The following is a 22,115-nucleotide window of genomic DNA, read 5'->3' as shown; positions in this document are numbered from 1 at the left end:
TCATTAACTCCCGTTATTATTGTTTCACTGAAAAAAACTTATCTGACCATTATCTACTGGCCAATAAAATTAAGGCTTGGAAACAATTTTTATTATAATAATTTTATTTGAATCCGACCATTATCTCGCTACTTATCCACAAGTGCAATAAGCTTATTTGATTTAATTTAAAAAAAACCGACATTAAGAGATAAAACTCTGTTTTAATTAACTTTTAAATTTACTATTTAAGCATGAATTAGCTTTTTAATGGTGAATTTATCAACGAAATTAGGGCTAATTATTTATCTTCACAATGGCTTTTGTTATAAAACTGTGGACAGTAAACAAATTATCATTAAGATGGCGCTAAATGATCAAAGGATCCTGCTACATTTTAATAAGGATCTTTTACAATTATTTTTTATAAATAACGTTGACATTACTCTACTTTATATTTAGAATTCGGCCTCAATTTTTATACAGTGCTCGGAAACGTTTGTTTTCGTAAAGCAAACAAACTAACTCGAACATAGACAGGATAAAGTACAATGAAAAGAACTTTTCAACCTTCAGTACTAAAGCGTAAACGTAACCACGGTTTCCGTGCTCGCATGGCAACTAAAAACGGTCGTGCAGTAATTGCTCGTCGCCGTGCAAAAGGTCGTGCTAAGCTTAGCGCTTAATTCTTATTTTTAATAAGGATTACTACCCTTATGGGTAACTACGAATTTAATCGGGAGTCGCGTCTGTTGACTCCCGGTCATTTCAAACAAGTCTTCGACAACCCCACTCGTTATGGTTCAAACCATTTCACTATACTGATCCGCACAAATACTGACCAAAATAATCGTCTAGGTATGGCTATCGCGAAAAAGCGTGTTAAATTAGCTGTGCAAAGAAATCGTATTAAACGCATCGTTCGCGAAAGTTTTCGTATAAACAATGACAAATTACCTGCTATCGACATGGTTGTTATGGTAAAGTCAGGAATTGATCAGCTTGATAATGAAGCGATTAATTTACAATTGGAAAAGATATGGCGAAAAATAATTCAACGGCACAAAAGTTAATTATTGCCCCTATCCTTGCTTATAAACGCTGGCTTAGCCCGTTATTAGGTAATAATTGTCGTTTTAATCCCTCCTGCTCAACTTATGCAATAGAAGCAATTAATCGCTTTGGCGTAATAAAAGGTAGTTGGCTAGCGAGCAAACGTATATTAAAATGTCACCCGCTTAATGAGGGTGGTGAAGACCCGGTATCAAAATCTAAAAAAGAGAATTAACATATTATGGAATCACAACGCGGATTGCTATTTGTTGCTTTATTGGTGGTAAGTTTCTTACTTTTCCAACAATGGCAAGTAGACCAAGCTCCAGTACAAACGCCACAACAAACGTCTGTATCTAGCGATATGCCAGCAAACGAAGTAGCGTCGGATGAATTCATTCCATCAGCTTCTGATGCACAACAAACGATTACTCAAGCCCCTACTTCAGGTAAAGTTATTACCATTAGCTCTGATGTTTTAGAGCTTAAAGTAGATACTGAAGGCGGCGATATCATTTCGGCTAAGTTACTACAATATGACACAGAGCAAGGTAGCGGCGTTGCAATGCCGATATTAACTACCGACGGTTACAATTATGTCGCTCAAAGTGGTTTGATTGGTGCCCAAGGCGCTGATAAACCCGGCGCTCGTGCAATCTATACTAGCGCGCAAACTAACTATACGCTTTCAGGTGACCAGTTAATCGTTGACTTAACATTCAACAACAATGACATCGTTTATGTAAAAACATTTACCCTAACCAAAGGTAAGTATGATGTTGAAGTTAGTTACAAGGTTACCAACAATAGTGCTGCAAATGCTTCTGTTGAAATGTACGGTCAACTTAAACAGTCTACAACGGTAGAATCTGGTTCTTCAATGATGATGCCTACATATCGTGGTGCAGCTTATTCTACAGCTGAAGAACGCTACGAAAAATACGATTTTGATGATATTGAAGATGCAAACTTAAACCAAAACACCAAAGGTGGTTGGGTTGGTATGTTACAGCATTACTTTGTATCAGCGTGGGTACCGAACCAATCGACTAATAACAAAATTTACACGACTTACCTAGCAAGTACTGGTGAAGCGGTTATTGGTTTTAGACAACCAGCTATTTCAATTGCGCCAGGCTCTGAGCAAACAACATCAGCAACTTTTTATGTAGGTCCTAAAGATCAAGAAAAACTAGAGAAAATCGCTGAAGGTCTTGATCTTACTGTAGACTACGGCTTCCTTTGGATGATCTCACAACCGTTATTCTGGTTATTAATCATTATCCAAGATTTCGTTGTGAACTGGGGTATTGCCATTATCTGTATCACTATCGTAGTGAAAACGTTAATGTACCCACTGACGAAAACGCAATACACCTCAATGGCTAAAATGCGTAAGATCCAACCTAAGATGGCGGCCTTAAAAGAGCGCTATGGTGATGATCGTCAAAAAATGTCACAAGCAATGATGGAATTGTATAAGAAAGAGAAAGTAAACCCTGCAGGTGGTTGTTTCCCTCTTTTACTACAAATGCCTATCTTCCTTGCACTTTACTGGGTATTTATCGAATCAGTAGAATTACGTCACGCAGAATTTGGTTTATGGATCACTGATTTATCATCAAAAGACCCATACTTTATCTTACCGATTCTAATGGGTGCGTCGATGTTGCTAATGCAGAAGCTGCAACCGGCAATGTCTCAAGATCCAATGCAACAAAAAATGATGCAATGGATGCCAGTATTCTTTACGTTCTTCTTCTTATGGTTCCCATCAGGATTAGTACTTTACTGGTTCGTATCGAACGTAATTACAATTATTCAAATGCTAATTATCTTCCGCGGTATCGATAAAGCTGAAGAGAAAGCCAAGTTAGCGAAAGCGAATAAAAAGTAACTTGTTGAATAGACAGTAAAACAGTTTTCAAAGGCAGCCATTGGCTGCCTTTTCTATTTCTAGTCACTGATAACTTTTGTGTTTATAATACAGCCTATTACCCTATTTACACTGAACTGCGAATTAACTAATGCCTAATACAAACGTTGCTAGCTCAAATACTGAAACAATCGCCGCGCAAGCGACCGCGCCAGGTAGAGGTGGCGTCGGTATCATTAGGGTCTCAGGTCCGCTCGCTAAAACCGTAGCAGAACAGGTACTAGGTAAAATTCCGGAAATTCGTAAAGCCGAATACCTACCGTTTTATGATCAAAACCAACATGTAATAGACCAAGGTATCGCGTTATATTTTAAAGGCCCTAATTCATTTACCGGTGAAGATGTTATTGAATTACAAGGTCATGGTGGCCCAGTAATTTTAGATATGTTGTTAAATCACATTCTAACAATTTCAGGTGTGCGTATGGCTCGCCCTGGTGAATTCTCAGAACAAGCGTTTTTAAACGATAAACTTGATTTAACCCAAGCGGAAGCAATTGCCGATTTAATCAATTCAAGCTCTGAACAAGCAGCACGCGCTGCCCTGCACTCACTGCAAGGTGATTTCTCCAAACTTGTGCATCAATTGGTTGAAGACGTTATTCATTTACGTATGTATGTAGAAGCGGCGATCGATTTTCCAGAAGAAGAAATAGACTTTCTTGCCGATACCAAAATAAATACCGATCTTAAAGCTATCATCGACAGTGTTTACGATGTTATTAAACAAGCCCAACAAGGTGCAATTATCCGTGAAGGGATGCGCGTTGTTATTGCTGGTCGCCCTAACGCTGGTAAATCAAGCCTATTAAACGCCTTAAGTGGCAAAGACTCGGCAATTGTCACCGATATTGAAGGTACCACCAGAGACGTACTTACTGAGCAAATTCATATCGATGGTATGCCACTGCATATTATCGATACCGCCGGTTTGAGGGAAAGCCCAGATAAAGTTGAACAAATTGGCATAGAACGCGCTTGGAAAGAAATAGAACAGGCCGATCGAGTGTTATTGATGATTGATTCGGCCAAAGACGATCATAGTAACCCTAAAGCATTTTGGCCGGAGTTTTTTCAACGTTTACCAGAAAATATGGGCTTAACCATTGTTAAAAACAAGGCTGACGTAAGTGGTATTAGCACCGGCATGACTGTTGAGCACGACAGTGACACTGTTTCTCTATCCGCTAAAACAGGTGCTGGCGTCACAGAGTTAAAAGATCATTTAAAACAGTGTATGGGCTATCAAGGTTCAATGGAAGGCAGCTTCATGGCTCGACGTCGCCATTTAACCGCATTAGAAAGTGCCCATCAGCACCTTATTACCGGTTTAGAGCAGTTAGAGTCTTATGTTGCCGGTGAAATCCTAGCGGAAGAGCTACGTATTTGTCAGCAACACCTAAATGAGATCACCGGAGAGTTCACTTCTGATGATCTTTTAGGACAAATCTTCAGTTCATTCTGTATCGGTAAATAAACATTTTAAGGACTGCAAATGTCATCATTTCAAATTATCGTTGGCTCAATGTTGGGTGGAACTGAGTATGTCGCAGAGGCAGCACAAGAAGTTTTAGAAGCTAATGGCCACACAACAGAAATTCATTTTCAACCGGATTTTGACAAGATTAATCGTGATCAGCAAATTTGGCTTTTATGCACTTCTACTCACGGTGCCGGTGATTTTCCTGAAAACATCGAAAATTTTGTCCACCAGCTAAAAACCAGTGATCACAACTTTAATGATCTACCTTTCTTAGTGATCGCAGTAGGTGATTCAAACTATGACACCTTTTGCGAAGCAGGAAAATCCTTAAATAACATAATGTTAGATAAAGGTTCTAAGCAATTGTCTGACCTACTCACCATAGATATAAGTAATATTGATGATCCAGAACTGGCCGCAAACCAGTGGATAACCAGCAAATTAGATCTGTTTTAGATCAGTTATAACGATATTATCCACAATTTACGATCTTAAAAACATCATCTGTGGATAAAACTGGGTAAAAACTATTAATTTCTTATTATTATTCAGTGCACATAAAAAATTCCAGATCGTCTTGTGGATAAACAGCCCTTTTGATCATAGGTTATAAGTGAGTTGATCAAACTTTGATCACAGCAAACGATCTACTTTAAGTTAATGTTATATAAAGATAAAAATGACTTATCCACTAAAAATGCATTCCTTAATAAGTAATAATAATAAGATCTATATATAGATCTTTATATATTATTTAAGATCCGAACTATGATCTTTTTAACATTTTGATCGTTCCCCTTAGTAAAAAATAACGGTACAATTAGCATCTTTAATAAATAGATCGTTTAGGATTTTTTTGAATGTGGTATCAAGATACGTTTGATGTAATTGTTGTTGGTGGTGGACATGCTGGAACTGAAGCTAGTTTGGCTGCAGCTCGCATGGGCTGTAAAACATTACTACTAACTCATAACATCGATACGTTAGGTGCAATGTCATGTAATCCCGCCATTGGTGGTATTGGTAAAGGACACCTGGTGAAAGAGATTGATGCTCTTGGTGGATTGATGGCTGAAGCCACCGATCACGCTGGGATCCAATTTCGCACATTAAACTCATCAAAAGGACCAGCTGTTCGTGCTACACGCGCACAAGCGGATCGTTTATTGTATAAAGCGTATGTACGTAACTATTTGGAAAACCAAGAAAATTTAACTATTTTCCAACAAGCTTGTAATGATTTGATCGTTGAAGGCGACAAAGTTACTGGTGTTAAAACTGAAATGGGCCTTAACTTTAAAGGTCATACCGTGGTTTTAACCGTCGGTACTTTCCTTGCAGGCCAGATTCATATTGGTCTGAACAATTATGAAGGTGGTCGAGCTGGTGACCCAGCATCTGTTGGTTTAGCAGCGCGTTTACGTGATCTACCATTTAGGATCGATCGTTTAAAGACAGGTACACCGCCTCGTTTAGACGCTAGAACGTTAGATTTTAGCCAAATGCAAGAACAACCTGGTGATACACCAGTTCCAACGTTCTCGTTTATGGGGGATAGTAAAAATCACCCTCAACAAATTCCATGTTTTATCACTCACACCAATACAAATACTCACGATATTATTCGTGATGGCTTAGATCGTAGCCCTATGTATACCGGTGTTATTGAAGGTATTGGCCCACGTTACTGCCCTTCGATTGAAGACAAAATAATGCGCTTTAGTGATAAAGACTCTCATCAAATATTCGTTGAGCCAGAAGGTTTAACAACGCATGAAATTTATCCAAATGGTATTTCTACGAGCTTGCCATTTGATGTTCAAATGAATTTAGTTCGCTCAATCAAAGGTTTTGAGAACGCCCATATCACTCGTCCTGGTTATGCCATTGAGTATGATTACTTCGATCCTCGTGATTTGAAACAAACCTTAGAAACCAAGCATATGGATAATTTATTCTTTGCTGGCCAAATTAATGGTACGACAGGCTACGAAGAAGCAGGAGCACAAGGTTTAATAGCGGGCTTAAATGCTGCTTGCCGTGCACAAGGCAAAGAAGGTTGGACACCTGGTCGTGAACAAGCTTACATGGGCGTTTTAATTGATGATTTATCAACACTAGGTACCAAAGAACCGTACCGTATGTTTACTTCTCGCGCCGAATACCGCTTATTATTACGCGAAGATAACGCGGATATTCGTTTGACTGAAAAAGGCCGTGAATTAGGTCTTGTTGGTGATGATCGTTGGGCTCGTTTCTGCGAAAAAATGGAAAATATTGAGCTTGAACGTCAACGTTTACGATCAACATGGGTACATAAGGATCATGCAGCCTTAGATCGTTTAAATCCAATGTTGAAAAATCCATTGACCAAAGAAGCCAATTTAGAAGATTTATTACGTCGACCAGAAACTCGCTATGAAGAGTTAATGTCCATTGATGAATTTGGCCCTGGTTTAGATGATTCACAAGCAATGGAACAAGTTGAAATTCAAACGAAATATCAAGGCTATATCGATCGTCAACAAGAAGAGATCGATAAGAAGAAACGTCATGAAAATACCATTATTCCGGCTGACTTTGATTTTTCTAAGATTTCAGGTTTATCAAATGAAGTTGTTGCTAAGCTAACTGATTCTCGTCCAGAAACCTTAGGTAAAGCATCACGTATATCTGGTATTACTCCAGCGGCTGTATCTTTATTACTGGTTTACTTGAAGAAACACGGTTTATTGCGCAAAAGCGCGTAATGTGAATGCTTTCATAGAAACTGTTCACCGTCATTGCGGCGTAGGCCGCAACCTCTGGATGAATGCTTTCTATCGGTGACGATATAAAAACTGTTATTAATTCTACACCCTCTAAAGGTTCCTATAATGGATTTAACTTCCGACTTAAAAGCATTGATTGCGAAAACAGATCTCAACCTTTCTCAACAGCAAATTGAAAAACTTGTTGGGTACGTTGAGCTGCTAAACAAATGGAATAAGGCGTATAACTTAACGTCTGTCCGTGATCCTGAAGAAATGTTGGTAAAACACATTTTAGATTCTCTAGTTAATGGCCCTCTTCTTAACGGTGAAAACTTCATTGATGTCGGAACTGGCCCTGGTTTACCTGGTATTCCACTAGCAATCATGTATCCAGAAAAGAATTTTGTATTGCTTGATAGTCTTGGCAAACGAGTTACCTTTTTAAAGCAAGTGGTGTATCAGTTGAAGCTTGAAAACGTCACTCCAGTGCAATCTCGAGTCGAAAAATATACCCCCGATGTACCTTTTGATGGGGTGTTATCTCGAGCATTTGCCTCAATAGAAGATATGGTTACTTGGTGTCGACATTTGATTGATGAAAATGGTCGATTCTATGCACTTAAGGGCCAGTATCCAAAAGAAGAACTGGCGGCAATGGATAAAGATATTGAGCTAGTTGCCAGTTTTACCCTTGCGGTACCGGAACTTATTGGTGAAAGACATTTAATTGAGCTGAAAAAGTCAAAATAATTCGCTATTTACTATCGTTTTTTGGTAAGTTAGTTATTCGGATTTTTTCGGACAACAGTTCGATAACGAATTCCAAGACAATTTTCAAAAGATATTTCGAAAGATATCGCTAAATATAATAATTAATTTTTTTGCAAAAGCTTCGCGGGGAAACTGTGGGAAAAACTATCGCAATAGCCAACCAAAAAGGTGGTGTTGGTAAAACAACGACGTCGGTGAATTTAGCTGCATCTCTAGCAGCAACCAAACGTAAAGTATTGTTGATTGACCTTGATCCACAAGGTAACGCTACTATGGGTAGTGGTATTGATAAATATGAAGTTGAGTCAACTAGTTACGAATTACTCGTTGATGAAAAACCACTATCGGAAGTGATTTGTACCGAAACCACTGGTGGTTACGACTTATTGGCTGCAAATACCGACGTAACCGCTGCAGAAATAAAATTGATGGAAGTTTACGCCCGTGAACTTCGCTTAAAAAATGCTTTAGAACCTTTCAAAGATGGTTATGATTTTATCATTATTGACTGTCCACCTTCACTAAACATGCTTACCGTTAATGCTATGGCTGCTGCCGATTCAGTATTGGTACCTATGCAATGTGAATATTATGCGTTAGAAGGTTTAACGGCATTGATGGATACCATTTCTAAATTATCTTCGGTGGTGAATAAAGATTTACACATCGAAGGGATTTTACGCACCATGTATGACCCTCGTAATCGCTTAGCGAACGACGTTTCTGAACAACTAAAACGTCATTTTGGTGATAAAGTCTATCGCACTGTGATCCCTCGCAATGTGCGTTTAGCGGAAGCACCGTCTTTTGGTGCTCCAGCAATGTATTATGATAAATCGGCAACTGGCGCAAAAGCCTATTTAGCGCTGGCCGGTGAAGTATTAAAAAAACAAGCACAGCTTGCTACGGCGAGTTAAAGGAAAAGCATGAGTACTTCTAAACGTCGCGGTTTAGGTAGAGGCTTAGATGCCCTGCTTACATCAAGCCCTCGAAAATCAGATAAAGATCAAACCAATCAAGCTGAACCAGTTGTAGAAAAAAGCGATTTACAAAAACTTCCAATAGAACAACTACAACCTGGCAAATATCAACCTCGTAAAGATATGTCAGAAGCAGCCCTTGAAGATCTATCAAATTCAATCAAAGCACAAGGCATTATTCAGCCAATCGTTGTTCGTCCTGTCGGCAAAGATAAATATGAAATAATTGCTGGTGAACGTCGCTGGCGTGCGTCGCAACTTGCCGGTATTGATTTAGTCCCTTGTTTAATCAAAGATGTGCCAGATGAATCTGCAGTTGCGATTGCACTGATTGAAAACATTCAACGTGAAGATCTAAATGCAATGGAAGAAGCTGTTGCCTTAGAACGATTACTTAATGAATTTGAATTGACCCACCAAGAAGTGGCGACTGCCGTTGGTAAATCTCGCACTACCGTAACCAACCTATTGCGCTTAAATGCGCTTAATCCAGATGTAAAAACCTTTCTCGAAAATGGTGATATTGAAATGGGACACGCTCGCGCCCTTTTAGCATTACAAGGTGATTTACAAACCACTACAGCAAGAACCGTTGCTGCCAAAGAATTAACTGTTCGTGAAACAGAAAGTTTAGTGAAAAAAGTACAACAGCCTGTTGTTGAAAAACAGACTGATATTAAAGACCCGGACACGGTAAAACTTGAAGAAGATTTAGCCGTTCGTATTGGCTCTCCTGTTGAAATAAAACACAACAAGAAAGGCAAAGGAAAAATGGTTATTTCTTACTCATCTTTAGACGAGTTAGATGGTATTTTATCCAAAATTAACTAAATTGGATGTTTTCATTAACGTTTTTATAACGGACAAAAGTCTTAGTGTAAAAAACTGCTAATTTCGCTATTATCTAGGCGCTATAAAGTTGCAAAAATACTGTAATTAAGTATACTTGCGCACGCATTAAGGCTATAAAAAATAATAAAAATTAAAATAGCAGATTTAAAAAAGTGTTTCTTAGGAGTAACCGGTGGCTAACAAATTAACTGAGCCCGGTAAAAAATACGCCAAATTACAATTACTTATGCAGTTTTTGGTGTCCATTCTAAGCACGCTCATTATTTATTTTAATTGGGGATTACCTTACGCTCAATCAGCAATAGCTGGTGGATTGGTAAGCATAATCCCTAATTTTGTATTTGCTCTAAAAGCATTTAGATATGCAGGAGCTCGCGCCGCGAAACAAGTAGTCGACTCGTTTTATAGCGGTGTGAAATTAAAAATGGTGTTAACAGCAATTCTGTTTTCCTTGTGTTTTAAGTTCTTAGAACTTGCGCTGTTACCATTTTTTGTAACGTATTCCTTAGCTATGGTGGCGCCGTTTTTGGCTGCTGTAGTTAATAAATTTTACTTTAATCAACAATAATTAGGATAGAAGATGGCTGCAGATACAGGCTCTTATATCAATCACCATTTGACTAACGCGCAAATGTGTATGACAGACAGTGGCGTTGCTTTTAACAAAGCATGTGCTGATGCAGGGTTTTGGACCGTGCATGTCGACACATTAGGTTGGTCAATTGTTCTCGGTTTGATATTTCTACTTTCGTTTCGTTCAGTTGCTAAAAAAGCAACGACCGGTGTCCCTGGCAAATGGCAATGTGCTGTTGAAATGGTAGTTGGCTTTGTCGACTCAAGCGTGAAAGAGACGTTCCACGGTAAAAACAATTTAATTGCACCATTATCATTAACCATCTTCGTATGGATCTTGTTAATGAACGCAATGGATTGGGTACCAGTTGATTGGATCCCTTCAGTTGCAGGCTTTATTGGCCAACATGCATTTGACATGGACCCGCATGATGTTTACATCAAATCAGTTCCTACTACCGATATGAATATGACGTTCGCAATGTCGCTTGGCGTATTTGCATTAATCATCTTCTACTCTATCAAAATTAAAGGTTTAGGTGGCTTCGTTAAAGAATTAACGCTTCAACCATTTAACCACTGGGCATTCATCCCAGTAAACTTCATCCTAGAATCAGTTACTTTGATCGCACGTCCAGTGTCATTAGCACTACGTTTGTTCGGTAACTTATACGCGGGTGAATTAATCTTTATCTTGATCGCGACAATTGGTCTTGCTCAATTGCCGGTTCACTTTTTATGGGCAGCGTTCCATTTATTAGTAATTCCACTTCAAGCGTTTATCTTCATGATGTTAACCATCGTGTACTTAAGCTTAGCGCACGAAGATCACTAAGTAGTATTCGTACTATTTGGAAAACGTATTCGACCCCTTCGGGGTGGATGGTAGGAAGCCTGAAATACGAGCTTAACGGATTGAGCTAAATAGCCCTTAAGGTTTAAGGGCTAACCCGAAGGGTAAAAGAGCAAGGACGCTCAGAAAACAAATTTAATTTTATTAAATACTTTAATTTTTAACTTAACTAACTAAAAAATAACTGGAGATACACATGTTATATATTGCTGTTGCTCTACTAATCGGCTTAGGTGCATTAGGTACTGCGATTGGTTTCGGTCTACTAGGTGGCAAATTCTTAGAATCAGCTGCTCGTCAACCAGAATTAGCACCACAACTACAAGTAAAAATGTTCATCGTAGCTGGTCTTATCGATGCGATCGCGATGATCGGTGTTGGTATTGGCTTATATCTACTATTCGCTGTTGGTGCATAAGTAAATACTTTAACCCTTGCGAATTAATTAGATATTAGGAGAAACGAATATGAATATGAATGCTACTTTAATCGGTGAATCGATTGCATTTATCGTATTTGTGATCTTTTGTATGAAGTTCGTATGGCCGCCAATTATGGCTGCTATCGAAGATCGTCAAAAGACTATTGCTGATGGCCTTGCAGCTTCAGAACGTGCAGAAAAAGACCTTGAGCTTGCTCAAGAGAAAGTTGTTGCACAACTGAAAGATGCTAAAGCTCAAGCTGCTGAAATTATTGATGCCGCGAAAAAACGCGAAACTCAATTAATTGAAGAAGCTGCTGGTAAGGCACAAGCTGAACGCGAAAAAATTATCGCTTCAGGTCAAGCAGAAATTGAATCAGAGCGTAACCGCGCACGTGAAGAGCTACGTCAACAAGTAGCTACATTAGCGATTGCCGGTGCTGAGAAAATTCTTGAACGCTCTATTGATGGCGCTGCACACAGCGACATCTTAGATAAACTAGTCGCTGAACTTTAAGGGGAATGAGCTATGTCTGAATTGACAACCGTTGCTCGTCCTTATGCTAAAGCAGCGTTCGATTATGCCGTTGAAGCTAAAGCCGTTGACACTTGGTTAGAAATGCTAGTGTTTGCAGCTGAAGTAAGCCAAAACGAAACAATTTCTAATTACCTGTCTGGTGGCATGTCTACCGAACAAGTAAAAGATTTGTTTATTAACGTTTGTGGCGAACAGTTAAACGACAAAGGTCAAAACTTTATTAAGGTTATGGCTGAAAACGGACGCTTGTTGGTGCTACCACAGGTTGTTTCTCAATTCTCTGAATTAAAAGCTGAATTTGAGAAAGAAATTACTGTTGATGTAGCTTCTGCAGTTGAATTATCGGCAGAACAAGTTACTACATTGAGCGCCGCGCTTGAAAAGCGTTTGGCTCGTAAAGTTAAGCTTAATTGCACAGTAGATACTACCGTAGTATCTGGTCTTGTTATCAAGGCTGGTGATATGGTTATCGATGGCTCAGTTCGTGGTAAACTGAACCGTCTAGCGTCTACAATGCAATCCTAATTGGGGAACAGAGCATGCAACTGAATTCCACTGAAATCGCTGAATTAATCAAGAATCGTATTGATCAATTCGACGTTGTTAGTGAAGCTCGCAACGAAGGTACTATCGTTTCTGTAACAGATGGTATCATTCGCATCCACGGCCTTGCTGATGTAATGCAAGGTGAGATGATCGAACTTCCTGGCAGCCGTTATGCTATCGCCTTAAACCTTGACCGTGATTCGGTAGGTGCGGTAGTTATGGGTCCTTACGCGGACCTTGCTGAAGGCGTAAAAGTTAAAGGTACTGGTCGTATTTTAGAAGTACCAGTAGGTCGCGGTCTTTTAGGCCGTGTAGTGAACACTCTTGGTGAGCCAATCGACGGAAAAGGACCTATCGACAACGATGGTTTTGCTCCAGTTGAGCGTATCGCACCAGGTGTTATCGATCGTAAATCAGTTGATGAGCCAGTTCAAACTGGTATCAAATCAATTGACTCAATGATTCCAATCGGTCGTGGTCAGCGTGAGCTTATCATCGGTGACCGTCAGATTGGTAAATCAGCGATCGCACTTGACGCAATTATTAACCAGAAAAACACTGGTATTAAGAGTATTTATGTAGCAATTGGCCAAAAAGCGTCAACTGTTGCTAACGTTGTACGTTCTCTAGAAGAGCACGGCGCGTTATCAAATACTATCGTTGTTGTTGCATCAGCTTCTGAAGCTGCGGCACTACAATACTTAGCACCATACTCTGGTTGTACTATGGGTGAATACTTCCGTGATCGCGGTGAAGATGCACTAATCGTATATGATGATTTATCTAAGCAAGCTGTTGCTTACCGTCAAATCTCATTGCTATTACGTCGTCCGCCAGGTCGTGAAGCATACCCAGGTGACGTTTTCTATCTTCACTCGCGCTTACTAGAACGTGCTTCACGTGTAAACGCTGAGTACGTTGAGAAATTCACTAACGGTGAAGTTAAAGGCCAAACTGGTTCATTAACTGCATTACCGATTATTGAAACTCAAGCGGGTGATGTATCTGCATTCGTTCCAACTAACGTTATCTCGATCACCGATGGTCAGATTTTCTTAGAATCAAACCTTTTCAACTCAGGTATCCGTCCAGCTGTTAACGCTGGTATCTCGGTATCTCGTGTTGGTGGTGCGGCACAAACTAAGATCATCAAGAAACTTGGTGGTGGTATCCGTTTAGCACTAGCTCAATATGCTGAATTAGCGGCTTTCGCTCAATTCGCATCAGACTTAGATGACGCTACTCGTGCACAATTAGAGCACGGTCAACGCGTTACTGAGTTAATGAAGCAGAAGCAGTACAGCCCATTATCAATTGGCGAAACTGCGGTATCTTTATTTGCAGCTGAAAAAGGTTACTTAACAGACGTAGAAATCACTAAGATTGTTGATTTCGAAGCGGCGTTATTAACTTATGCAAATAACGAACATGCTGAGCTTATGGCTACCATTAACGAAACTGGTAACTACGATAAAGACATCGAAGCAGGTTTAAACAAGTTACTTGAATCTTTCAAGTCAACTCAAACCTGGTAATTAATAGTTTCGGAGTGAATAGTCATGGCCGGTGGTAAAGAGATAAAGAATAAGATCGGAAGTGTAAAAAATACACAGAAGATCACCAGCGCAATGGAAATGGTTGCGGCATCGAAAATGCGTCGTGCGCAAGATTCGATGTCATCTTCACGTCCATACGCTGAGAATATTAGAAACGTGATCGGTCACATTGCACGCGGCCAACTTGAATATCGCCATCCTTATTTGGAAGAGCGTGAAGTTAAGCGTGTAGGCTATATCGTTATTTCTACCGACCGTGGTCTTTGTGGCGGCTTAAATATTAACTTGTTCAAAAATGTCTTAAAAGACTCTGCTAAATGGCAGGAACAAGGCGCTGAAGTTGATTTTGCACTTGTTGGCTCTAAAGCCGCAGGTTTCTTTTCAAGTTTTGGCGCAAATATTGTTGCACAAAAATCAGGTTTAGGTGACAGCCCATCTATTACAGACCTTATCGGTTCTGTAAAAGTAATGCTAGATGCCTATGATAACGGTGAAATCGATAAGTTGTTCGTGGTTTACAACAAGTTTGTAAATACCATGACGCAAAAGCCAACAATCGATCAATTGTTACCTTTGCCTAAGTCAGATGATGACGCTATTTCGCATCGTTGGGACTACATTTACGAACCAGACGCGCAAGCATTGCTTGATCAGCTTTTAGTTCGTTACGTGGAGTCTCAAGTATATCAAGGCGTGGTTGAAAACCTAGCCAGTGAACAAGCCGCGCGTATGGTTGCTATGAAAGCAGCAACCGATAACGCCGGTAACTTAATTGATGATTTACAATTGGTATACAACAAAGCTCGTCAAGCAGCAATCACCCAAGAATTAGGTGAAATTGTTGCAGGTGCAGCTGCGGTATAGTGTAGGCAGAGTTTAATTAATAGTTTAGAGGAATAAACATGAGTGCAGGTAAAATAGTGTCAATCATTGGCGCAGTTGTGGACGTTGAGTTTCCACAAAATGCTGTACCTCAGGTATATGACGCATTGAAATTAACTGAAGGTGACCTTGGTGGCTTAGTACTAGAAGTACAACAGCAACTAGGTGGTGGCGTAGTACGTACTATCGCCATGGGTTCATCTGACGGTTTGCGTCGTGGTCTGAATGTAGAAAATACAGGCAACCCTATTCAGGTACCAGTAGGTGTGAAAACACTTGGTCGTATCATGAACGTTTTAGGTGAGCCAATTGATGAAGCTGGTGACATTGGTGCAGAAGAAAACTGGACCATTCACCGTGAAGCGCCTTCTTATGAAGAGCAAGCAGCTTCAAATGAATTACTAGAAACTGGTATCAAAGTAATCGACCTAGTTTGTCCATTCGCTAAGGGTGGTAAAGTTGGTTTATTCGGTGGTGCTGGTGTTGGTAAAACCGTTAACATGATGGAACTTATCCGTAACATCGCAATCGAGCACAGTGGTTACTCAGTATTCGCTGGTGTTGGTGAGCGTACTCGTGAGGGTAACGATTTCTACCATGAAATGAGCGAATCTAACGTACTTGATAAAGTAGCGCTAGTTTACGGTCAAATGAATGAGCCTCCAGGAAACCGTCTTCGTGTTGCGATGACTGGTCTTACTATGGCTGAGAAGTTCCGTGACGAAGGTCGTGACGTACTTTTCTTCGTTGATAACATCTACCGTTACACACTAGCGGGTACAGAGGTATCAGCACTTCTAGGTCGTATGCCATCAGCGGTAGGTTACCAACCAACTCTTGCAGAAGAGATGGGTGTACTTCAAGAGCGTATCACGTCGACTAAGACTGGTTCAATTACTTCAATCCAAGCGGTATACGTACCTGCGGATGATTTAACGGATCCATCTCCAGCGACTACGTTTGCTCACTTGGATGCAACAGTTGTACTTTCTCGTGACATCGCTGCGCAAGGTATCTACCCTGCAATCGATCCACTAGATTCTACTTCACGTCAACTTGATCCACTAGTTGTTGGTGCAGAGCACTATGAAACAGCACGTGGCGTTCAGTCGACACTTCAACGTTATAAAGAACTTAAAGATATTATCGCTATCTTAGGTATGGACGAGCTTTCTGAAGAAGATAAGCAAACTGTAGCCCGTGCCCGTAAGATTGAGCGTTTCTTATCTCAACCGTTCTTCGTTGCTGAAGTATTCACTGGTTCTCCAGGTAAGTACGTATCTCTTAAAGATACTATTTCAGGCTTCAAAGGCATCCTTGCGGGTGAGTACGATGATCTTCCAGAACAAGCGTTCTACATGGTAGGTTCAATCGAAGAAGCGGCTGAAAAAGCGAGCAAAATGTAATTTGGCGTTTGCCATAACTACAGGAGACTAATATGTCAGCTATGACCACACATTTGGATGTAGTAAGTGCAGAAGAGAGTTTATTCTCTGGTCGCATTGAATCATTACAAATTTCAGGTAGTGAAGGTGAACTTGGTATCATGCCAGGTCATGCACCATTATTAACTGCCTTAAGACCAGGTATGGCGCGTATTGTTAAACAACATGGCGAAGAAGAGGTAATTTACCTTTCTGGCGGTATGTTGGAAGTTCAACCAAACAGCGTTACTGTATTAGCCGATGTGGCTGTACGTGGTGGTGACTTGGATGAGCAAGCTGCTTTAGAAGCCAAGCGACGTGCTGAAGAGCACATCAGTTCAGCATCAGGCGATGTTGATTATGCTGAAGTTGCTGCAGAGCTAGCCAGAGCGGTAGCGCAATTACGTGTTATCCAGGAAGCAAACAAGTTTAAGCGATAACTTATTATTGCTGAACGCGAAAAAGGCGCCTTATGGCGCCTTTTTTTTCAATTTTTTTTGCCTTAATCATTACGTTCAGAAAGGTTATGTTTAACAATTTCAGAATCTTTTTGTGCATAAAAATCGACATGAAACTCGGTATCATCGGTTAAAAACTCAACTTTATGCCAGTACTCTGGTGGCGATACTGCAGATTGGTTTTCGTCAATAACAATTTCTTTTTCAACATTGCCGCGACGATGAGCGAAGCCATAAAACTTTAACTGCCCTTTTGTCACACAAATTTTCCCATAAACACCTGCCTTAGTATTATGTAAGTGCAAAAACATTTTTGGAATATTTGAACGAGTAAATTGCGGCGTTGATTTGTAATTAACAAAATCTTCTGGAATTGTTTGCATGCTCCCCCCTTTGAAAGCTTTAGTATTGATATTAGCTTAACTAAAACTTAATGCTAATTTTTGAGTAGCGTTAACGTCATATTTTCTACGACTAAGTTTTGGTATTTATTCTGCTTTTTAAACATACCGGCCAACATTTATTTAGAAACAAACTATATTAATCGGCCAAAGATCTATTTTCCCCATTTTTAAGCAAACAAGTGACCGAAACTAAGCCATTAATATTAGAAAAATAGGCTAATTAGCGCTAAAATATTGTTACTTAAAACAAAACGGAAATTTTATGTCTCTTTCAGTGGTTATCCTAGCAGCGGGCAAAGGCACGCGTATGCGCAGCGACCTGCCAAAAGTTCTTCATCCAGTAGCCCATCAATCGATGGTTGAGCATGTCATAGATTCTGCTCGTGCGGTCCAGTCAGACAACATTTATCTGGTTTATGGTTTTGGTGGTGATTTATTAAAGCAACGTGTTGTTGGTGATGATTTAACTTTTGTAGAGCAAGCAGAACAACTTGGTACTGGTCATGCTGTTGATATGGCTAGCCCACACGTTAAAGATGACGAAGATGTGTTAGTTTTATACGGCGACGTCCCTCTGACCAAAGTATCGACGCTACAACGTTTAATTGCCGCTAAAAAAGAAAATGGTATGGCATTGCTTACCGTTAACCTACAAAACCCAACAGGCTACGGCCGAATTGTTCGTATGACCGGTAACGTAGTTGGCATAGTAGAGCAAAAAGATGCTAATGAAGAACAACTGCAAATTACCGAATGTAATACCGGCATATTGTTGGCAAACGGTAAGGATTTAAAACGTTGGTTATCGAACCTTTCAAGTGATAACGCGCAGGGCGAATATTACCTTACTGATATCATTGCCATGGCCCATAGTGAAGGTAAAGTAATCAATACCGCGCATCCAGACACCGAAATTGAAGTGGAAGGAGCGAATAACCGAGTTCAGTTAGCTAACTTAGAGCGTGCTTATCAATTGCGCAAAGCTGAGGAGTTAATGATTAACGGAGCCTCATTGCGTGATCCAAATCGTATTGATATCCGTGGTGACCTAACAACCGGCAATGAAGTGGTCATTGATGTTAACTGTATCTTTGAAGGTACTAATACCATTGAGAACAACGTAACTATTGGTGCCAACTGTATCGTTATAAATTCGACTATTAAAGCGGGCGCAACAATAAAACCCAATACCATTATTGAAAATGCAGTTATCGGTGAAAATTGTAGTGCCGGTCCATTTGCTCGAATTCGCCCGGGTACGACAATGTTGCCTGACTCTCATGTTGGCAACTTTGTTGAGATGAAAAATACCACCATGGGTGAAGGTGCAAAAGCAGGGCACTTAACCTATCTTGGTGACGCTGAGATCGGTAAAAAAGTAAATATTGGCGCAGGTACTATCACTTGTAACTACGATGGCGTGAATAAATCTAAAACCATTATTAAAGATGGTGCCTTCATCGGTTCAAATGCTTCGTTAGTGGCCCCTGTTACGATTGGTAAAATGGCCACAACGGGCGCTGGTTCGACTATTGGTAAAGATGTTGAAGATGAGCAGTTAGCAATTTCTCGTGCGAAACAACGCAACCTAGACGGTTGGAAGCGACCAACTAAAAAATAGCAATTAATATTAATATGAAGGGCATTGTATTCTGCCCTTTTATTTAACCCGTACTATTGTTGTTCTCGGTCTTAACTAACAAACTTTCCCTATATCTTTTTGGCGTTAACGCTGTAACATTTTTGAAAACTCGACAAAAATGTGGTGATGTCTTAAAGCCACACATATCGGCAATAATATCTACATTGTAATGAGTAGTCGTTAATAGCAATTGGGCTTTTTCAACACGTTTATTCTGTAAATATGCCATTGGCCGTAGCTTAAAGTGTTCTAAAAATTTATCCGAAAAATAACTTGGCACTAAATTACTCTGCTTAGCCAAATCTGTAAGGGTTATTTGCTGATGTAAATTATCCTCAATATATTTAGTCACATTAAAAAAAATACTTTCATTTTTTTCATAGTTTAGACTTTGTAAAAATGGCGTTAGTAACAATTGAGCAATCGCTGTTATTTGCCACTCATCTATGGGACTCATTTTAATCTGTGCTTGCTGTAAATCTTGACTATAGATTAGGCTCACGGGGTTATAGTTTTGCAGTGGCACGTTATCGACTTGATTTAGCAAGGTTCGTAACGATGCTTGTATGTCGGCTGTGATCGGAAATTCAAATTGAATATCGTCTAACTGAAAAATAGAGCCGTAACCGGGCAGTTCTGCAGATAAAATTAGATAAAATTGAGTGCAACTATCGTTACATAGGTAATCTACGTTAGTGAACGGAGGAACAATATAAATATGTCCCGGCTTATGTTGATAGGTTTTACCGTTAAAGCGTACCTCTTGTACACCATCATATACCATAAAGATCCGAGCAAATGGACTATTGTGATTTGGATAATTCCACCAGCTCGAAACGGTAACCTCTTCAAAGGCAAAAACATTTAAATTGATGTCATTAATATTGATGTGTACACCCACTAATTATGTTTTTCGAATTATTTAATATATCAATAATAAATCCGAGATTCTAGGATTTAGATAATAATATCTTTGTTATTAATAATGATTAATCTTGCTGTTACTGATAGTCAAAGGTAATCTAATGCTCGTTAGCATTTATGCTTTTTACCAAACCAGACTGCCTCTAGCCAATCTATAGATAAAAGGTTAATAACAAAATGATGAAACGTTTGATAAATATATTACTTATCGCTTTATGCTTTATTGGCAGTATTAGTCATGCTTATGAGCGTGACTTAGATGTTCTTCAGCAAGAGTTTCGCAGTTGGAAATTTGGTATGTTTGTCCACTTTAATATGTCTACTTTTGTACCTGGAGGTTGGTCTACAGGACAAGAAGACCCTCTAAAATTTAACCCGACAGAGTTAGATTTTAATCAATGGGCCGATGCAGCTCTTTCTGCCAATATGAAATATGGCGTGTTAACCGTTAAACATACTGGTGGTTGGAGTTTATGGCAAAGTGATGTTGCCGAGCGCGATATGGCGGATTTTAAAAACTATAAAAACGGTCAGGGCGATATAGTTGCTGAGTATGTTAAGGCATTTCGAGATAAAAATTTAAAAGTTGGCTTATATTACTGCTTTCCTTTATTTAATCCTCGTTGGGCTAATTATCAAACTTTAGCCAAAGAGGGATATGCACAAGGTAAGGTCGATGCTGTTAGCTTTATTAAAGATCAATTTACTGAATTATTAACAAATTACGGCACTATAGATTTAATTTGGATTGACCAATCAGCAACTAAAAATGGTGGTATGAAAAGCGGTGACTGGTTAGAAATAAAGCGTCATATTCATGAACTGCAACCCAATACTCTGGTAATTGCCAATAATCAAACAAATTTAGCGTTAACTGATATTTACAGTTACGAGTACCCTTACTCTCTTGAGTTGCCTCCTGCGGGTAACACTATGGTGACTGAAGTTGCCGACAAATTACAACAAGGCTGGTTTTCAAACCCAGCTTCTGAAGCTGATCCGGTTCGTACCCTTGATTATGTTGTCAACAAAATGCTACGCCCATTGAACAATAATAATAGTAATTACTTGCTTAATGTGGCGCCAAATAAACATGGCTTAATGTCAAAAGCTACCGTTAGTTTACTTAAAGATATTGGTAAAGAGTGGCACCCTAATGAGCAAGAAAAAACAAATAATAATATTATTGGTATAACCCAGCAGACCATTTCACAGGTTGCCAATAAAAACAACAATGTCGGCTTACTATTTGATATTTCTAAAGATATAACAAACTTAGGCACTATTATAGATACTTTAAAGCAGTATGGTGCATCAGCAAGTTTTGTTGTTTCTGAGTACACCGTAAATAACGCTAAGAAGACACTTAAAAATCTTATTGCGCAAGGACATACCATTGTAAATGGGACAAAAAATCATGTTGACCTGACTGTTAAAGAAAAAGGACGTTTTATCCGTGATCAAATAAAACCGGTACAAAAGTCAGTGAACAAGATCACAAAGGTTCAACCTTTATTATTTAAATCACCAGAAGATAAATACAATACGTTTGTGTGGAATGCTCTTAATTATCAAGGTTTAGTCGCTATTGACTCATCATTAACAGTTGCTTCAATGCCTGAAGCAAATAGTTTAGATGTGCACAGCGGTGATATTGTTGAAATTGGCGTTAACAAAAGTGATATCAGTCATCTGCCTGCCATATTAACAAAGTTAAATACAAAAAATTTAAATGGCGTTACTATCGAATCGTTAATGGCGAGCGCATCAGATGCCTGGATACGTGATAAATTAAATAGTAAAACTAGCGCAGTTTCAGGTATGCAATAAGAGTATACTTTGGCTAACACAATGAATGTTATTTATGATAAATAACATTCTATCTCATCATTCCCCTCTTGCTTGGAATATCACTTGATTTAAAGAGATATTACGAGTGAGGGTGAAGCGCCTATCATGACGAATATTTAAAACGTCGATTACCTCTGAAAATGCATCAATAATAAATCCTACTTTGACAACCTCCTGTCTTATAAAACAAGAGGTTGCAGTTGGATCATTCTGCTCTTTATTTCCAAAATATTATT

Annotated in this window: 23 protein-coding genes; 21 read left to right on the top strand and 2 right to left on the bottom strand. The window is 39.4% G+C overall.

Annotation, left to right across the window (positions count from 1 at the left end; genetic code table 11):
• Window positions 1-530: 530 nt before the first annotated feature.
• From rpmH to LT090_RS16675, 19 genes are all read left to right on the top strand, one after another.
• Window positions 531-665 (top strand): 50S ribosomal protein L34, encoded by a 135-nt coding sequence (gene rpmH, locus LT090_RS16765; RefSeq protein WP_068547039.1) that lies wholly within the window; start codon window positions 531-533, stop codon window positions 663-665.
• A gap of 30 nt (window positions 666-695) precedes the next feature.
• Complete coding sequence (gene rnpA / locus LT090_RS16760; protein WP_068547040.1) at window positions 696-1,052, top strand: ribonuclease P protein component; 357 nt, start codon at window positions 696-698, stop codon at window positions 1,050-1,052.
• Complete coding sequence (gene yidD / locus LT090_RS16755; RefSeq protein WP_068547041.1) at window positions 1,019-1,267, top strand: membrane protein insertion efficiency factor YidD; 249 nt, start codon at window positions 1,019-1,021, stop codon at window positions 1,265-1,267. Before rnpA ends, yidD begins: the two co-directional genes overlap by 34 nt.
• Window positions 1,268-1,273: 6 nt before the next feature.
• Window positions 1,274-2,929 (top strand): membrane protein insertase YidC, encoded by a 1,656-nt coding sequence (gene yidC / locus LT090_RS16750; protein WP_068547042.1) that lies wholly within the window; start codon window positions 1,274-1,276, stop codon window positions 2,927-2,929.
• Window positions 2,930-3,059: 130 nt separating this feature from the next.
• On the top strand, window positions 3,060-4,445 hold the full coding sequence (gene mnmE, locus LT090_RS16745; protein ID WP_068547043.1) for a tRNA uridine-5-carboxymethylaminomethyl(34) synthesis GTPase MnmE: 1,386 nt from the start codon (window positions 3,060-3,062) through the stop codon (window positions 4,443-4,445).
• An 18-nt stretch (window positions 4,446-4,463) separates the two neighbouring features.
• On the top strand, window positions 4,464-4,907 hold the full coding sequence (gene mioC, locus LT090_RS16740) for an FMN-binding protein MioC (protein WP_068547044.1): 444 nt from the start codon (window positions 4,464-4,466) through the stop codon (window positions 4,905-4,907).
• Window positions 4,908-5,311: 404 nt separating this feature from the next.
• Complete coding sequence (gene mnmG / locus LT090_RS16735) at window positions 5,312-7,201, top strand: tRNA uridine-5-carboxymethylaminomethyl(34) synthesis enzyme MnmG (protein ID WP_068547045.1); 1,890 nt, start codon at window positions 5,312-5,314, stop codon at window positions 7,199-7,201.
• Between the two features lie 126 nt (window positions 7,202-7,327).
• Window positions 7,328-7,954 carry a 16S rRNA (guanine(527)-N(7))-methyltransferase RsmG gene (gene rsmG, locus LT090_RS16730; RefSeq protein ID WP_068547046.1) on the top strand — a complete coding sequence of 209 codons (627 nt, stop codon included), beginning with the start codon at window positions 7,328-7,330 and terminating at the stop codon, window positions 7,952-7,954.
• A gap of 155 nt (window positions 7,955-8,109) precedes the next feature.
• Window positions 8,110-8,892 carry a ParA family protein gene (locus LT090_RS16725; protein WP_068547047.1) on the top strand — a complete coding sequence of 261 codons (783 nt, stop codon included), beginning with the start codon at window positions 8,110-8,112 and terminating at the stop codon, window positions 8,890-8,892.
• 9 nt (window positions 8,893-8,901) lie between these two features.
• Entirely contained in the window at window positions 8,902-9,786 is an 885-nt protein-coding gene (locus LT090_RS16720) for a ParB/RepB/Spo0J family partition protein (protein ID WP_068547048.1), read from the top strand.
• Between the two features lie 193 nt (window positions 9,787-9,979).
• Window positions 9,980-10,375 (top strand): ATP synthase subunit I, encoded by a 396-nt coding sequence (locus tag LT090_RS16715; protein ID WP_068547049.1) that lies wholly within the window; start codon window positions 9,980-9,982, stop codon window positions 10,373-10,375.
• Window positions 10,376-10,387: 12 nt separating this feature from the next.
• Window positions 10,388-11,215, top strand: a complete 828-nt coding sequence (atpB, locus tag LT090_RS16710) for a F0F1 ATP synthase subunit A (RefSeq protein ID WP_068547050.1) — start codon at window positions 10,388-10,390, stop codon at window positions 11,213-11,215.
• A gap of 214 nt (window positions 11,216-11,429) precedes the next feature.
• Window positions 11,430-11,651, top strand: a complete 222-nt coding sequence (gene atpE, locus LT090_RS16705) for a F0F1 ATP synthase subunit C (RefSeq protein ID WP_089153031.1) — start codon at window positions 11,430-11,432, stop codon at window positions 11,649-11,651.
• A 49-nt stretch (window positions 11,652-11,700) separates the two neighbouring features.
• Window positions 11,701-12,171, top strand: a complete 471-nt coding sequence (gene atpF, locus LT090_RS16700; protein WP_068547052.1) for a F0F1 ATP synthase subunit B — start codon at window positions 11,701-11,703, stop codon at window positions 12,169-12,171.
• Between the two features lie 12 nt (window positions 12,172-12,183).
• The gene (atpH, locus tag LT090_RS16695) at window positions 12,184-12,717 is read left to right on the top strand and encodes a F0F1 ATP synthase subunit delta (protein WP_068547053.1); all 534 of its coding nucleotides are present in this window, start codon (window positions 12,184-12,186) and stop codon (window positions 12,715-12,717) included.
• A 14-nt stretch (window positions 12,718-12,731) separates the two neighbouring features.
• Window positions 12,732-14,273, top strand: a complete 1,542-nt coding sequence (gene atpA / locus LT090_RS16690; protein WP_068547054.1) for a F0F1 ATP synthase subunit alpha — start codon at window positions 12,732-12,734, stop codon at window positions 14,271-14,273.
• A gap of 24 nt (window positions 14,274-14,297) precedes the next feature.
• Window positions 14,298-15,158 (top strand): F0F1 ATP synthase subunit gamma, encoded by an 861-nt coding sequence (gene atpG / locus LT090_RS16685; protein ID WP_068547055.1) that lies wholly within the window; start codon window positions 14,298-14,300, stop codon window positions 15,156-15,158.
• A 38-nt stretch (window positions 15,159-15,196) separates the two neighbouring features.
• The gene (gene atpD, locus LT090_RS16680) at window positions 15,197-16,582 is read left to right on the top strand and encodes a F0F1 ATP synthase subunit beta (protein ID WP_068547056.1); all 1,386 of its coding nucleotides are present in this window, start codon (window positions 15,197-15,199) and stop codon (window positions 16,580-16,582) included.
• Window positions 16,583-16,614: 32 nt separating this feature from the next.
• Window positions 16,615-17,040, top strand: a complete 426-nt coding sequence (locus LT090_RS16675) for a F0F1 ATP synthase subunit epsilon (protein WP_068547057.1) — start codon at window positions 16,615-16,617, stop codon at window positions 17,038-17,040.
• A 62-nt stretch (window positions 17,041-17,102) separates the two neighbouring features.
• Here the strand turns inward: LT090_RS16675 and LT090_RS16670 are convergent, their stop codons facing one another.
• Window positions 17,103-17,441: a TehB family protein gene (locus LT090_RS16670; RefSeq protein ID WP_068547058.1), complete on the bottom strand. Its 339-nt coding sequence runs from the start codon at window positions 17,439-17,441 to the stop codon at window positions 17,103-17,105.
• 283 nt (window positions 17,442-17,724) lie between these two features.
• Between LT090_RS16670 and glmU the strand changes: the two genes are divergently transcribed.
• The gene (glmU, locus tag LT090_RS16665) at window positions 17,725-19,083 is read left to right on the top strand and encodes a bifunctional UDP-N-acetylglucosamine diphosphorylase/glucosamine-1-phosphate N-acetyltransferase GlmU (RefSeq protein WP_068547059.1); all 1,359 of its coding nucleotides are present in this window, start codon (window positions 17,725-17,727) and stop codon (window positions 19,081-19,083) included.
• 43 nt (window positions 19,084-19,126) lie between these two features.
• Here glmU and LT090_RS16660 read toward each other — a convergent pair whose 3' ends face one another.
• On the bottom strand, window positions 19,127-20,005 hold the full coding sequence (locus LT090_RS16660) for an AraC family transcriptional regulator (RefSeq protein WP_068547060.1): 879 nt from the start codon (window positions 20,003-20,005) through the stop codon (window positions 19,127-19,129).
• Between the two features lie 200 nt (window positions 20,006-20,205).
• Here LT090_RS16660 and LT090_RS16655 point away from each other — a divergent pair, with 200 nt between their 5' ends.
• Complete coding sequence (locus LT090_RS16655) at window positions 20,206-21,858, top strand: alpha-L-fucosidase (RefSeq protein WP_068547061.1); 1,653 nt, start codon at window positions 20,206-20,208, stop codon at window positions 21,856-21,858.
• Window positions 21,859-22,115 lie beyond the last annotated feature (257 nt).

This window comes from Thalassotalea crassostreae (genome assembly GCF_001831495.1).
GTDB lineage: Bacteria > Pseudomonadota > Gammaproteobacteria > Enterobacterales > Alteromonadaceae > Thalassotalea_A > Thalassotalea_A crassostreae.
The sequence above is the reverse complement of the archived record's forward strand: the minus strand, read 5'-3'. Positions and strand labels throughout refer to the sequence as shown.